Origin of the sequence: Edaphobacter bradus (assembly GCF_025685645.1) — a bacterium.
In the GTDB taxonomy this organism is placed as follows: domain Bacteria; phylum Acidobacteriota; class Terriglobia; order Terriglobales; family Acidobacteriaceae; genus Edaphobacter; species Edaphobacter bradus.
In genome coordinates this window covers 98872-112503 of the sequence record NZ_JAGSYF010000007.1, presented here as the reverse complement: position 1 = coordinate 112503, position 13632 = coordinate 98872, and the positions used below count along the sequence as shown (strand labels likewise).

Below are 13632 nucleotides of genomic sequence, written 5' to 3'. Positions count from 1 at the left end.
CTGGCTTCCTGGGTGGCCTGAGATGCCTGCCGAGTTCGTGGATCTACTGCCGGAGTAGTGGGTGGTGGGGTATTTTTGTGGGACTTAGGCGACAGTCTGGAGGAGGGGTTCTGGCTCTCGGTCTGGGCTGCTGGGCTTGGTTATGGGATGGGGTTCTCTCTATAGTCTGGGTTCTCTTGCTCGTAGGGGTTGTTGGGACAGGAACTCTTCCCCGGCCCGCGCCTCCCCCTGCTGCTAATACCTGTTCATAAAGGACGATGGGAGGGCCTTTGGAGAAACCAGGCTACAATGCCACACTCTCCTCCCAAAGGAGAATCCGTGCCCATCCAACCACCTTGGACCAACCCCGCTTCACTGCGGCGTTGCCACGGCAAGCGCCGCTATCCCTCCATCACCCAGGCCGAGATCGCCGCCGAAAAGGCCTCCTACAGGACCGGAGAACTCATCCTCGCCTACCAGTGCTATGACTGCCTCAGGTTCCATATCGGTCACGCCGATCAGTCCCAGAAGAGACTACGCCGGATCGCCGATCCGCCTCCCATCCCTTCAGGTACTTGCCACTGTTGCCGCGGTCCCATCCCAAACGACCGACTCCAGGCCGCCAAGGATAGCAAAACTACCAACGTCTACTGCTCCGACAAATGCAGAAAGAAAGCTAAACGGATGAGAAACCAGCTCCGCAAACATCAACAACTACAGAAACTGCTGTAGTTCACGGATGGGATCGGTAGCTCGTGCCCCGGCTTCCTAAGAGGGTCTGAGATGCCTTGCCGAGTTCGTTGATCTACTGCCATAGGTGTGAGTGGTGGATGTATTGCGCTGGGACTTGAGCGACACCCTAGGGTGTTCTGACTCCCTGTCCGGGATGCTGAGCTTGGTTATGGGATGGGTTCTCTCTCTAGTCGGGTACTTTTGCTCGTAGGGGTTGGCGGGAAAGGAAATCTTCCTCGGCCCGCGCCTCGTCCTGGGGGTTCTAGCATTTTGAGGGAACAGATGGGCGTTTGTCGGGACTGATTGAAGCTCGCGGTACCTCCAGTTGCAGCAATTCAGGGGTTTGTCACTGACTCCAATCCGGGTTGCGCGGGGCGTCGCGTGCGATATATCGCACGCGGAATCTCAATGCGCCTTCTTTGAGACACGAGAGACGAGTTCGTCTAATCACGAAAGTTGGCATCAGTGCAGTTGGCGAAGATATGCGGCCAATGCTTCCAGATCATCCTGGCTCAGATCTACAGGCGTCATTCCGCCGCTGATCATCTTATTGTCTGGTGTACGAAGGAGCGCAATCAGTCGCGCGTCTGTAAATTTCTGGCCGGCGCCCGTCAGAGGACCTGCTGCCGCAGTGCCTATGCCTCCATCTCCGTGACAGGAGTTGCATGACCCAGCCTGAAAGAGAGCCTGCCCCTTCAACACCTTTGGATCAGCAGAAGCCAGCGCAGCCGATGCGCTTCCAGCGGCCGCTTCTGGCACGAAGGGCTGTTGCATGAATGCTCTCGCGTCCTCTTCCTGCTTGTGCATCTGCGCCGCCACTCCAGGATCTTTGTAGTAGTCATCCCGATAGCTGGCTACACCGAGGAGCGTGTAAGCAACCAGGAAGAGAGAGAATGCGCCCACTACGATTGGCCGGCGCCAGGGACGGCGCTCGAGTCGTCGATCCAGAAATGGCACGGCAGCAAAGATCAACGCGAGGACAGCAGGCAGGAGGATTCCGCCAATTAGAGACCAGCGGCCACTCAAATATTTGAGCCACTGAAACGCCGGCCGGTAATACCATTCCGGACGCGGCAGAAATGAAGTATTTGCCGGGTTTGCCGCTGGGCCCAAATCCATCGGGATCTTGATCGTAACGATGGCCAGTATCCCGATCAGCACAAGGGCAAAAAGGGCATCGATGATCACCTGGCGGGGATAGAACGGGACAGGTGGCAGTTTGGGGTATACCGGGTCTTCCTTAATCGGGCCTGCCGCGCCTGCTTTGCGAAAGAAAAAGACATGCGCTGCAAGGAAGCCAGTCAGCAAGGCGGGCAGAACGAATACATGCATCACGTAAAAGCGGGAGACTGTCAATGTCCCCATCTGGTCGCCGCCCCGTATCAGCTTCTGTAATGTCGGCCCAAGGAATGGGACTTCTGCAACAAGGTTCGTTCCCACCGCACTGGCAAAATATGACTTCTCGTCCCAGGGCAGGAGATATCCGGTGAAGGCCATGCCGAGCATCAGCGCGAGCAGGATGCAGCCGGAGAGCCACAGCAGTTCACGACGCCCTTTGTAGGACCCATAGAGGATGGTTTGCCCGATGTGCAACAGAAGCAGGATGATGATGCCGCTCGATCCATACGCATGAATGCTGCGGATAAACGATCCCGACGTGACCACCTTCACAATGTACGCGACAGTGGTATGTGCATGGTCTGCCGATGGCACGTAGTACAAGGCCAGGCAAACGCCAGTGATAATTTGGGAAACAAAAAGGAAGAGCAGCCCCGAGCCGAAGACATAGGCCCAACTGGCGCCGCCTGGAATCGGTTCGTCGAGCGTCTCATGCAGCAGAGCGTGGATGCCCGTGCGCGTGTCCAGCCAGTTATCAAACCGCGCTCCGACGTTGGAGTGGGCTGGCGGCTCAGGTGTGGCTTTATTCGTCATGGATTTCCTCCGCCTCAGGCCATTGGCTCTTTGTTGGGGATTAATTGACGAAAATACTGGTAGCGTACCTTCAACAATCCACCCTCAACCTTTGATTCAAGGGAATCCATAGAGCGAGGTGGTGGTCCTACAATGCGCTCTCCGGTTGCCGTGAACGATCCTGTATGACACGGGCAGATAAATTTTCCCTCAGCATCTATCCAGCGGATCGAGCAACCCAGATGCGGGCAGATGGGCGACAGTATCCGGAATTGCCCATCCTTTGGCGGCAGCACGTATACCGCCTTCTGGGATGAGGTGCTCTGCCAGGCATCGCGACGTTCCAGCGTAATGGTCTTTGCGATTGGCGCAGTAATTGAGGCGAATTCCTGCACCGGCCCCAGATCCGACCAAACAGTGTCCGAAGCGGCTTTGCGCAGTGGATAGGTCACGAAGCGTACAAGAGGAACGGCCAACAGCGCACTCACCGCCGCTGTACTCAATCCAAGCAGAGCACCTAAAAATGAACGACGCCCGGAAGATTCCACTTTGGGCCCGTTATTCGTCTGAGGTATGAGCTCCATCAATCCACTCCTTAGTTGTGCCAATTTTTGCCGGAAGTTGTCACATACGGTCTCGGCCCCTTGTTTGCAGGTCACTTTTTCTGCAACGTGTGGATGTACTCTACGAGGTCCGTGATTTGCGCGTCGGTAATTTTGCCAGCAAATGCGGGCATCTTCTCCTTGCCATTTTTGACGATGGCGATTAGATCGGCGTCCGACTGCTTCAGAACGTCAGGCGACTTGAACGGGTGCACCTTCGTGGCCTTACCAGCGGGCGTGTCGCCGCTGCCGTCGGGGGCATGACACATCTGGCACTTCGCTTTGTAGGTGTCAGCTGCGCTCTCTGCGAAACTCAACGAACTCCCCGCAAATAGGAGTAGGCCAGCGATTCCGTAGCAGGCAAGATGTTTCAGCATGGGTAATTCTCCTTCCGATTGATGGTGAACGAAGCAAATGGAGGCATTTGAAGACTAGAAAGCATAACGAACTGCAAGTGTGAAGACATTCCCGTGGAAGCTGCGAGGAAGCGTCGGACCGATCGGTGTTCCTTCGCCGTAGCTGTAGTAGTTGTAGTCTCCTTTCCAGGTCCAGTTCGGAGCGATCTCGTAGGAGAGGTTGAAATAAGGGGTTTGATAGTCCGACTGCAGGGAACCCGGCACCTGACGGATATTGATGGGCGGGGCCGTGCCGTTAACGGAGGATATGCGATAGCCGGCAGCGGCGTGGATCTTCTTCACAGGCGTGAACACGAATCCGATGGAGCCGTATTGTGTGGGTTGATCGTAATAGCCGTTGACTTGCAGCGGCAGGCCAGCGTCCTGGCACACCCCGGGACTCGGTTGGGCGCCTGCGGCGGGCTCCGAAGAGATAAAACACTCATCCGTGCGCGAGAAGACGCTGTCGTACGCATAGTTCAGGTCGGCGCCCCACTTTTCGCTGCGACTGATGTTCGCCGCGAAGGAAAAGTCCTGGTTGTGTGAGCGGTGGTTGACGGTCTGGACGTTGTCGTTGCTCTCCAGGATGTTGATGGTCCCGGCCAGGTTCAGCCATGGACGAGGATTGTATGTGGTTCGCACAATATAGTGCTGCAGCTTGCGCGGGCTGGCGCGGGTAAAGGAATTGTCGGCAGACCCGGCGTCGGCATTGAAGTTAACGCGCAACTGAGTTGTGGGCCTGAGGACGAGGCCGAAGAGGGCCGAGTGCGAGTGGATGGGAATAAAGTCGCCGCCGGCGTCGGTGATAATGCGGCTGCTATAGCGGTAGCCCGCCGAAAGTCGCGCACGCGGGGCGACGTCCCATGCGATGAAAAAGGTATTGGCCTTTGTCTTCTGGTTGACCTCTGTGAAGCCAAAGCCCTCGAATGGTGGTGAAGTTGTGATGGTCGTAGTGGGGGGACCCGGCGGCAGAAGCGTTGAGGTCCCGGCGTAGGTTGTCTCGGTCAAGGTGTAGGACGTGGGTTGACGGAAATACCAGAAGTCGAAGGCGTCGTTGAAGGAGATGGTAGGAGTAAACTGCCAGGTGACGCCGTAGTCGGCGTTGACAGTGATGCGGCGTGCGCGGGCAGAGCCGGTGGACACCGATTGACGGACTCTGACGCGGGAGTCGAGGCCGTTGAAGAACTCGTTGTAGCTTGGAAGTTTGCTGGTTGTGCCCATGTAGAGCACGCGTCCGTTCATGGCGACGTGGGGGATGGATGAGCTCTGAAAACGCAGTTGCTCGCTGGGGAGCAGCGTGCGCGTGGGCTGGGAACGGCTATACGCAAGATACGAGCTGCAGGTTGGGTTGACGGTTCCATCCGGATTGAAAGGCTGAGCGCACGGACCAGCCCAGTCGGAGGAGAGATTGACTCCGAGGCTGACGGGTGTGCCATTGGAGAGATTGTAGTTGAGCCCAGTGAGCTGCCAACTGCTGTTGCCCTTGTAGTGCGTGATGAACTCGTCGTAGCTGACAGAGGTGTGGGCCAGCGGCTTCCAGTCGACACCTGCGTCCCAGACATCCGTGGAGACGCGCCAGTTTTGAATGAGCAGGGCATCGGCGCCGACGTGCAACGAACTATTGGTCGGCCCCTGATTGATGTTCTGGAAGTAGCCAAAACGTGCGCTGATGACTGAGAGCGGCGCCAACGTGATGCTTACGTCTGTCATGCGGCGCACGGTGTTATAGAGGTGCGGCGTCTCGAGGATAGGGACGAAGGGGTTGGACGTAGGTGGAATCAGCGGATTGGCCAGCACGTCGTAGGCAAAGTACTGACGATCGCGGCGGAAGCTTCCGTGAAAGTTGTAGATGCGGCCTTTGGAAAGGTTCAGATAGGTGACGTTGTAGGGATCTCCTCCGTAGCCGAAGCTGCTCGATGAGAGGCGATCGAACAGAAGCGTATGGGCTGGATTCTCGGCGACCATCTCGACGGTGTTGTCGAGAATGCGCGGCCCGGACTGGATGTTGACCAGTGTGGCGTACATAGCGCGGCTGCCATCCCGAGTTACGATGTGGCCACCGAGATCGATCGACTGATGGATAACGTATCCGTAACGAATGTTGTCCCCGGGCGCTGGTAGTGGCGGAGTATCCTGCGCGATGGCTGGTGAACCGGCAGCAAGGCCCGCGGTGACCACGATGGCTGAAATAACCAGAGCAATGCACCGGAGATTCCGCAGGAGCGATATTGAACAAGTTGCGCTCATCATGCGTGGCCATCCCTTACTTGAAGAAGAAGGCGTTGACGTTTGAGCCATGAATCTGCACATGGCATACAGTGCAGGCCTGATACTGATTCGCCTGGTTATGAAACGACGGTGTGCCGGGAGCCGTGAAATTCATTGACGGTGAATGGCACTGCAGGCAGAGGGTGTTTACGTTGCTGCGTATGAGCAAGCGGGAATTCGCCGATCCGTGCGGGAAATGGCACGAGGTGCAGCCCTCAGTCTGGATGGGCGGGTGCTGGAAAACGAACGGCCCGAGAGTGTCGACGTGGCACTTGGTGCAGATGGCATCCTGGGTCGCACTTAGGCGGAGCAGGTTCGGCTGGAAGGTGCCGTGCGGGTTGTGGCAGTCGGTGCACTTCAATAACCCTTCGGGTACCCTGTGATGGAATGGCTGCGCAAAAGCCGGCTTGATGTCTGTATGGCATTGATAGCAAACGTTCGGTTGCTTCGTTTTGAGCAGGACCGTCTGCAGTTCGAACTTGTGGATGCTGTGACAGCCAAGGCAACTGATGAGCGCTTCGCCGTGGGCGGTCCGCTCGAAATTAGGGTGCTCGCCAACGTGGCACTCCAGGCACGTCTTCTCCACCTGTTTCGGTGTTGCCTTTGTGAATTGAAAGATCTTGGTCGCAACCCCGCCGCTTTCAACATGAGCCTTACCGGGTCCGTGGCAGCTTTCGCATGTCACACCTTTGCCGCCATGCTCGAGTGCCAGCTTGGCATGCGGATTCTTGTTGAAGCCCTTCACCTCGTCCTGATGGCACAAGGCGCAGGTGTCTGCTCCGGCGTAGTCTGCCGGATTCACTGCCGTTTTGGAGGAAGATGTTGCAGCTTGCGGCTGGGCCGCGCCACCGGCGTAGGCTAACCTGGTTCCGTTGAACCAGCCGAGCAGTACGAGAATCGCCACCCAAAAACGCGAACGCCGCATGAGCAATCACCTCAAACAGTACGCGATAGCATCGACTTTGCTGCTGGTGGCCCTGGACCCGCAGGTTCTGTCTAAATCGCAAACAGCATAGCGCGGGTTGTAACAAATTAACGGTGACGCCCGTCACCAAGCTGCGAAAAGATTTCAGCTAAAGTCCCAAACTCACGGCGCTGATGGATAGTGTGCGCGACGATCACCGCTTGTCACAGACTTCAGCAATCTCGCAGCCTACAAAATCTCCCCGCTACTTCGCCAGCTCCTCCTTCACAATCTCACTCATCAGCTTCTCATCGGCCCTCAAACCAGCAGCCCGAATCCACTGCTGAGCTACCTGCATCGCGGTCCCCAGATCCTTCGGCCCCGGCCTGACCCCACCAGCATCTTTCTGCAGATGCGCAATCACCCTACGCACAAACTTCCGAATCTCCTCCTCAACCGCTTCCTGCAGCAGATAAGCCTCAATCATTCCGATCTCCAGCCGCTCCTTCTCCGCCAACTCCGGCCTCCCGCCCTTCGTAAACGCCTCCACCGACTCCTTCCGCTGTTTGATCAGCGTCGTTAGAATTTGCGTCTCCTCCGCATCCGTCAGCGCCTCGCTCTTGTCGATCTCCTTGTTCTCCAGCGCCAACTTCACCATTCGGAGCGTTGTCACCCTATGCTCATCGCGAGCCTTCATCGCCGCCACAATATCCGCCCGAACCTTCTCGCCAATCTTCATGGCTTCCTCAGATGCGTCTTAACTTTCGTCAAGTGTTGATAAATCTCTAGAAATTGCCTTCATACCGTTGGCCTTGAGTAGCAGGCACATCACCGCCCATCACTGGGAACTTTTCAGGCTGGCCGTCGCGCTCATCGGTTAGCACCTGCGCTCGATTCGGTTCGTTGCGCCGATAGCACCGCGAGAACGATCAGTGGTGGGCAATCGGTACGCGTTCCGTAACCCGGGCAAGGCCCGGTGCAGGATTTACTCGTATCGGCGCAGAATCTTTGAGGATTCGCAGTTTGCATCGTCGATAATCTCCCAAGTTGATTTTGGCGCACACAATGGAATGGGGCTGTGATCGCTGTCACAGTCGTTGAGGTGATCCGGGAAGCGTTGTGCGAGGCTGCGAACCAGTTCTGCCTAAGGGTTCTTGTCGTGTAACGCGAGGAAGGCCTTTAGCAAAACGCGCGGATCGTAGTTCCCTTTGTATACCGGTGGCGGTGTGCGGCTCAGTCGAAGCAACGAATACACTGCGGTTTGCGCCGAACGGATCGAATATTCCACTGTGAACACCACATCGTCTGGGAGTTCGCAAAATTGTCCGATGAAAGCGAGGTTCTTCGAGCGCTCAGGTACTACATGGGGCCGGTCACCTTTGGCTCGACGCAGGAATTGGCTGGTGATGAAGGGCATCATGCACGGAATGCAGGTGCAGGTTTCAAGTATTTTCCTGGCGTCGGCCTCAATCCTAAGGTGGCCCATGATCTCTGTCATAATCTCCCGACCGCTGCATGCCGACATAGATTTCTTGATGAAGTCTCCGGGTTTATCGACGAAAAGGCCATAGCCCCAGAAGACATTAACGTCCTCGGGCTGCCCAATGAAATGTGGTTGGTGAGGCAATACGATCGACGCTAACCAGCTGGACTCCGGGAAGGTGATGAGGCCACCCTCTCCCGGGACGTTGCCTGTGAGATCCCTGATGAGATGGAAGAAGGTGGGGTCGTGGAGAGTGGTGGTAAAAGACACCCACTTCGATTCCTCAATATGGTCACTGAAGTTAGCCGGACGGCCGAACTGCGGGTGGCCGTCGGCGATTTTCTTCCAGAGAGCCCACGAACCGCTGTCGGGTTTTCCTTCCAAGACTGGCACCGAATCCATGGAACCCAGACTGGAAGCCTCGGTCATGGATCCCAGTGTGACGATTACATAATCCCTTTCGCGTACCCTTATTTCATCTCTGTGGCCGTTACTCTCGCAAAGAATGCGGTCCACGATATAACCCTCAGCGTCATGGCAGAAGCCGAGATTAGTGACGCGGGTATTAAACTCAGACCTTACGCCGCGGTCTACTAGCCATTTCTGAAGCGGTCGTACCATCGAGTCGTACTGGTTGTAGACGGTTCGCATTATCCCGCTGAGCGTGTTGAAGCCTGAAACCATATGAGTGAAGCGCAACAGATAACGCTTGAATTCGACCGCGCTGTGCCAGGGTTGAAAGGCAAAAGTCGAACACCACATGAACCAAAAATCTGTTTCAAAGAACGAAGGGTCAAACTGGTCCGAAATGCTGCTTCGCCCGAGAATCCCCTCCGGCTCAAGTCCCAAGCGCTCGATGGTCAGGATATGCTTTTCGCTCAGACCAAATTTGGGAGCGTTGAGCCTGTGTCCTCCCCGAAAAAGACGGGATTTGGATGAGGTTTTCATCGTCTTATTCCAGTCGAAGATCTCCTGCGCAACCGTTTTGCGCTCATCGAGGGTAGGGATCGATGAAAAGAGGTCATAGGTGCAGAGATATTTGCTTTCAATCATTCGGCCGCCGCGCATGACATAGCCATCTTTGGGAGTTCCGGCGGCATCAAGACTGCCGCCGATCTTGCCTGATTCCTCAAGGATCGTGATGTTGTGGCCCGGGATGTCTCCGTCGCGAATAAGGAAGGCCGCCGCCGCGAGCGAGGCGATACCGCCGCCAACCAAATAAACTGCTGTGTTACTCTCGGTGCGTCTTTCAGGCATAGAGTTCACACTTCCTTGCTACTTGAATACTTTCCGCCAGGAGAGCGATCACAAACAAGCGGCTGCAAGCGTCGCCGCGTGTGGTTGGGACGCAAAGGCCATGGTCAGGACGGGACACGAAGCCTCCGTGATGATGCGGTAGGCGATATGAGCAGGCACATGCGAAGCCACCATCGAAGCCTGACGGACCCCCAGGACGATCAGCTTCGCCTTTTGCTGTTTGGCATAGTCCACCACCGCGTTCGAGATCTCGCTTCCGTATGTGATTGCACAAACAGGCGGATCGATGGTTGTGCCACTCTCGGTAGCCACGTGCTTCAAAGCCTCGGTCATGATTTGCAGAGTGACATGCCTGCGCGAACCGCCTTCGAGCGTCCGCGGGAGCACGTGCAGGCAATGCAGCGGTGACCCCGTTACCTTGCAGATGGCCGCAGCATAACAAATCGCATGGGTCGTGGTGTGATGAAAATCAGTAGCGAAGACAACGGGGCTCTTGATCTGAACTGCCCTGGGAGCGTCCGATGCTTGAGGACCCACCGTCAGTACTGGGCAGGACGCCTTGCGTAGGACCACTTCGGCAGTTGAGCCGAAGACGAGCCGTTCAAAGCCGTGAAGAGCATTCGTCCCAAGGATGGCAAGATCGATCGCCTTTGAGGTAATCGTCTCCAGGATCGTCACAGAAGGAATTCCGCTGCCCATGGTGGCCTCACAGGCTACACCTGACCGTCGGGCCTCTTCGACAAGGCGGTCAAGTGAGCTTCGAGCGATTTCATAGAAGCTCCCCAATTCAAGCAGCTGCACTCCTGTTTCTGGAGCGACAGTGTTGGCGTCCTCAAAAACATGCAGGATAGAGAGACTTGCTTGAAACGCAATGCACACACCAAGAGCAGTCTGGAACGCTGCTTGCGACGCAGCGGAGAAATCAGTGGCGAGAAGAACCTTGTTGAACGAAGGTACTAGATCGATTGTGGACATTTGCATGGGTTCTGCTCTCTTTCTGACACGTCGGCGCGTGTCTTGATATTTGCAAGGTTTATACGGCCTCGCTCGACGAAGGAAGCGGATCGCGTCCATATCCCCTTGAGAGCGTCGGCCCCGGGGCAAGGATGACGCGGTGCCAAGGTGTACGGAGCTTGCGCTGAGCAACCAGCCGCAGATAGCAGTCCGGATGAGGTGGCTGCGGACGTACAGCGTCACATCGCGGTCTCACCGAAACGCACCCCGTCGGGTCGAGATACAGTGCGACACTTGGTACGCAGGCGGAGCAGAGCCAGAAGAACTCCGTATCCGCAGAGCGCCTTTCAAGTGCGTAGAGATCTCCGGTGTTGAAGAACTTGAACTCTGTGCGACAAGCAGGGTTGACACAGCTACTGGCCATGGACCACCTCTACCGCTAAAAATTTTATGAGGTCTCGAGAAACAAAGCTGTGACAGAGATCACAGGGTGCATGCACCTGAAGTTAAGATGAACGAAGGAAGCGGCACTCAGGAGGCTTCACGCCGAAAGCTGCTCCAGCTTATCCGGAGCGAGGATGAGAATCGAAGCACCCCGCATTTGGATTAGTCTCTCCCTCTTGAAGCGTCCCAACATGCGAGTGACGGTCTCACGAGAGCTACCAACCAGATTGGCCAACTCCTCGTGGGTAAGGGCCATCGTGAAGCGCATCTCAGGCTTGCCGCAGGACGCTGCTCTCCCCCAATCGAGCAGTACGCCCGCAAGCCGGCCTGCCGCCGAACCGGACAGCGCCAGGCGACGGGCATCGAAGAACACCGCTTTGTACTCTTCGGACAGCGCCTTGGCTGCATGGAGGCTTGCTTCACCGTGCTTATGGATAAAGGAGAGGAACTCCTCTCGACGAATGCTTTTGATCTCAGTCGGCTCAATCGTCTCTGCTGTCACCTCATATCTCGATCCGGAGATGACCGCTCCGAGCCCGAGAACATCTCCTGGCGTGGCGATCTTGAGAATCAGGGTTCTTCCTTCTCTCGAAGTGCAGGAAAGCTTGACCTGACCCGTGCAGATGACAAAGACGCCGTTGCTCGGCCCATCCTCCTGAAAGAGCTTCGCGCCCTTCGAAAGAGTGGCCTGTACACCGATCGACCCGAAGTCCGCGAGCGCCTCAGCGCTCAGATTGCAGAACATTCGCAGCGAGCGCAACTCACAGGTATCACAATGGTGCATCGATCGAGCTTTGGCAAGAGGAAGCATTCCGAAAGTGGCCTCTATGCCACATGGGACGCTAATGATGTTGCCTTGAACTATATCCTATCCCGTTGAATTATCGTGCGGCAACACGCAACCGTCGCACTGATTTCCGCCCAGTTAACACACAGTCATTACCGGGCAAGTGGCCTGAGCCAACAAATCAGGAGTCAAGCCACGCTCGATGTACGTCAGCCAGAACGACGCTTTGCGCGCACCTAATACGATTAGGTCTGCCTGAACCTTCGTTGCTAGTTCAAGGATGGCCTTAGCGGCGTCACCGTGCTCAACCACGCATTCGGGGTTGCACCAGTCGTAAGAAGACTCGGGAATCATTCTTTTCAGAGCGGATTCGAACGCCCCATCCACGAAATCCCTCTTCCAAGTGGTAGCAGTCTGAGGCACGTAACAGAAATAGAGACGAGCACCGCTGTCCTGGGCGAAGGAAAGAGCGTACACTGCCGCCTTCGCCGCCTCGGCAGAGAAATCGGTCGCATAGACAATCGTCTGGAAAGCTAGAGGAGCATCTCCAAGGGGCTTGGCATTAGGACCCACGGTAAGTACAGGGCACTTTGCATTTCGAATAAGTTGTTCCGCTGTTGAGCCCAGGATTAGTCTCTCCACTCCCGACTTGGACTGCGTTCCCGCAACGATCAGGTCGACTTCGTGCTCCTTCGCGATCTGGATGAGCTCCGCAGACGGTCGATGTCCTTCAGGTGACATAGTTCGTACATCGATTCCAAAAGCGGAGAAGTCGTCTCGTAATCGCTCAAGGTCCTCGTTACTGACTTGCTGCCTCTCCCTCACCGGTAGGCCTATGATTGCCTCTTCGTATGATGTGACGATTGACGGATCGAAGACATGCACGATCTCCACAGTGGAGGAGAAGCGACGAGCCAAAGCTTTTGCGTACGAAGCAGCTTTCTCCGATACGGAGGAGAAGTCCGTTGCGAGCAGAATCTTTTTCACAGAAACAGAGACACGTTCTCCAATGACCGGCATACGACACCTCGATCGTTCAACGTGAGCGCGCCTTTTCCACGCTAAATGCCAGTGCGATGTCTGGCTTACACTCCATTGAAAGTGATGCTGTGCACCCATGTCTGTGACGACCGTCACAGCTCTGCAGAGACGACTGCGAGAACATCGTACGGCGATCAGATGAGCTCACCGCGTAGCTTCATTCCCAGGAGCCACCGGAGAGAGTTCATAAGAGTTCGGCGAACGGCGGAGGGTAGTAGATGAAGACCTATTCAGAGTACTGGGCAGCCACAATGATCCGCGGTCTTCTTGCGGTAGTTGCCGGAACAGGGGTCTTGTTCATCCCGGAGATGGCGTCGACGATTCTCCTGCTTCCTTTTGCTGTCGTGATTTCGATTCTTTGTCTAGCGGCATACGGGACGATCGATAGCGCGATCATTCTTACAACCAGCTTCATGATCCCCCGTCAGCAGCCTGGCCGACTTGCTCTGAGGATGCTGGGGATCTGTGGAGCCGTGATCGGAATCCTTCTGTTCGCACTGGTGTCTGACCGCGTCAGACTCCACTGGTTCATCTATCTCGCGGCGGTTCAGGCGGCCACGGCAGCGATCACAGAGTTCATTGTCGCAAGAGGGACGTCGGCACACCAGGGTGCGAAGTGGTGTTACGCCTCGGCGATTGTTGCCGCGATCTCCTCGATCGCTCTCCTGTTTGGAAAAAACTTGAGCCCGCGTGAACTTGCGTGGTTGCTCTATGGCTATCTTGGGGTATTCGGATTCAATCTATTCGCTCTGTCCGCGCGGATGCTCTTTGCGGAACGAGAACTCCTAAATGTCGGACATGTCCGAACTAAGGTCACAGCGGGGAAGTAAAGATGACAACACAAGCCAATACGGTACCTTCCATGATCGGCTCAT

General features: G+C 56.1%; 12 protein-coding genes. 1 reads left to right on the top strand and 11 read right to left on the bottom strand.

Annotation, left to right across the window (positions count from 1 at the left end; all coding sequences use genetic code 11):
* Positions 1-351 precede the first annotated feature (351 nt).
* From OHL16_RS19585 to OHL16_RS19535, 11 genes are all read right to left on the bottom strand, one after another.
* Entirely contained in the window at positions 352-483 is a 132-nt protein-coding gene (locus tag OHL16_RS19585; RefSeq protein WP_263368893.1) for a hypothetical protein, read from the bottom strand.
* Between the two features lie 690 nt (positions 484-1173).
* Positions 1174-2643 (bottom strand): cytochrome b N-terminal domain-containing protein, encoded by a 1470-nt coding sequence (locus OHL16_RS19580; RefSeq protein ID WP_263368892.1) that lies wholly within the window; start codon positions 2641-2643, stop codon positions 1174-1176.
* A 14-nt stretch (positions 2644-2657) separates the two neighbouring features.
* Positions 2658-3206, bottom strand: a complete 549-nt coding sequence (locus OHL16_RS19575; RefSeq protein WP_263368891.1) for a QcrA and Rieske domain-containing protein — start codon at positions 3204-3206, stop codon at positions 2658-2660.
* A 71-nt stretch (positions 3207-3277) separates the two neighbouring features.
* Positions 3278-3601: a c-type cytochrome gene (locus OHL16_RS19570; RefSeq protein ID WP_263368890.1), complete on the bottom strand. Its 324-nt coding sequence runs from the start codon at positions 3599-3601 to the stop codon at positions 3278-3280.
* Between the two features lie 54 nt (positions 3602-3655).
* Positions 3656-5869 carry an outer membrane protein gene (locus OHL16_RS19565; RefSeq protein WP_263368889.1) on the bottom strand — a complete coding sequence of 738 codons (2214 nt, stop codon included), beginning with the start codon at positions 5867-5869 and terminating at the stop codon, positions 3656-3658.
* Between the two features lie 13 nt (positions 5870-5882).
* A complete protein-coding gene (locus tag OHL16_RS19560) occupies positions 5883-6812 on the bottom strand; it encodes a DmsE family decaheme c-type cytochrome (RefSeq protein WP_263368888.1) in 930 nt (309 codons plus the stop codon).
* A 244-nt stretch (positions 6813-7056) separates the two neighbouring features.
* Positions 7057-7530, bottom strand: a complete 474-nt coding sequence (locus OHL16_RS19555) for a GatB/YqeY domain-containing protein (RefSeq protein WP_263368887.1) — start codon at positions 7528-7530, stop codon at positions 7057-7059.
* Between the two features lie 405 nt (positions 7531-7935).
* Positions 7936-9531 (bottom strand): oleate hydratase, encoded by a 1596-nt coding sequence (locus tag OHL16_RS19550; protein ID WP_263368886.1) that lies wholly within the window; start codon positions 9529-9531, stop codon positions 7936-7938.
* Positions 9532-9579: 48 nt separating this feature from the next.
* Entirely contained in the window at positions 9580-10512 is a 933-nt protein-coding gene (locus tag OHL16_RS19545; RefSeq protein WP_263368885.1) for a universal stress protein, read from the bottom strand.
* 514 nt (positions 10513-11026) lie between these two features.
* On the bottom strand, positions 11027-11674 hold the full coding sequence (locus tag OHL16_RS19540; protein ID WP_263368884.1) for a Crp/Fnr family transcriptional regulator: 648 nt from the start codon (positions 11672-11674) through the stop codon (positions 11027-11029).
* A gap of 180 nt (positions 11675-11854) precedes the next feature.
* Positions 11855-12736: a universal stress protein gene (locus OHL16_RS19535; protein WP_263368883.1), complete on the bottom strand. Its 882-nt coding sequence runs from the start codon at positions 12734-12736 to the stop codon at positions 11855-11857.
* A 239-nt stretch (positions 12737-12975) separates the two neighbouring features.
* Between OHL16_RS19535 and OHL16_RS19530 the strand changes: the two genes are divergently transcribed.
* Entirely contained in the window at positions 12976-13587 is a 612-nt protein-coding gene (locus OHL16_RS19530) for a hypothetical protein (RefSeq protein WP_263368882.1), read from the top strand.
* Positions 13588-13632 lie beyond the last annotated feature (45 nt).

Coding starts and splice junctions, on each gene's coding strand:
- OHL16_RS19585 (WP_263368893.1), bottom strand. CDS start 483: ATGGAACCTGAGGCAGTCATAGCACTGGTAGGCGAGGATGAGTTCTCC.
- OHL16_RS19580 (WP_263368892.1), bottom strand. CDS start 2,643: ATGACGAATAAAGCCACACCTGAGCCGCCAGCCCACTCCAACGTCGGA.
- OHL16_RS19575 (WP_263368891.1), bottom strand. CDS start 3,206: ATGGAGCTCATACCTCAGACGAATAACGGGCCCAAAGTGGAATCTTCC.
- OHL16_RS19570 (WP_263368890.1), bottom strand. CDS start 3,601: ATGCTGAAACATCTTGCCTGCTACGGAATCGCTGGCCTACTCCTATTT.
- OHL16_RS19565 (WP_263368889.1), bottom strand. CDS start 5,869: ATGATGAGCGCAACTTGTTCAATATCGCTCCTGCGGAATCTCCGGTGC.
- OHL16_RS19560 (WP_263368888.1), bottom strand. CDS start 6,812: ATGCGGCGTTCGCGTTTTTGGGTGGCGATTCTCGTACTGCTCGGCTGG.
- OHL16_RS19555 (WP_263368887.1), bottom strand. CDS start 7,530: ATGAAGATTGGCGAGAAGGTTCGGGCGGATATTGTGGCGGCGATGAAG.
- OHL16_RS19550 (WP_263368886.1), bottom strand. CDS start 9,531: ATGCCTGAAAGACGCACCGAGAGTAACACAGCAGTTTATTTGGTTGGC.
- OHL16_RS19545 (WP_263368885.1), bottom strand. CDS start 10,512: ATGCAAATGTCCACAATCGATCTAGTACCTTCGTTCAACAAGGTTCTT.
- OHL16_RS19540 (WP_263368884.1), bottom strand. CDS start 11,674: ATGTTCTGCAATCTGAGCGCTGAGGCGCTCGCGGACTTCGGGTCGATC.
- OHL16_RS19535 (WP_263368883.1), bottom strand. CDS start 12,736: ATGCCGGTCATTGGAGAACGTGTCTCTGTTTCTGTGAAAAAGATTCTG.
- OHL16_RS19530 (WP_263368882.1), top strand. CDS start 12,976: ATGAAGACCTATTCAGAGTACTGGGCAGCCACAATGATCCGCGGTCTT.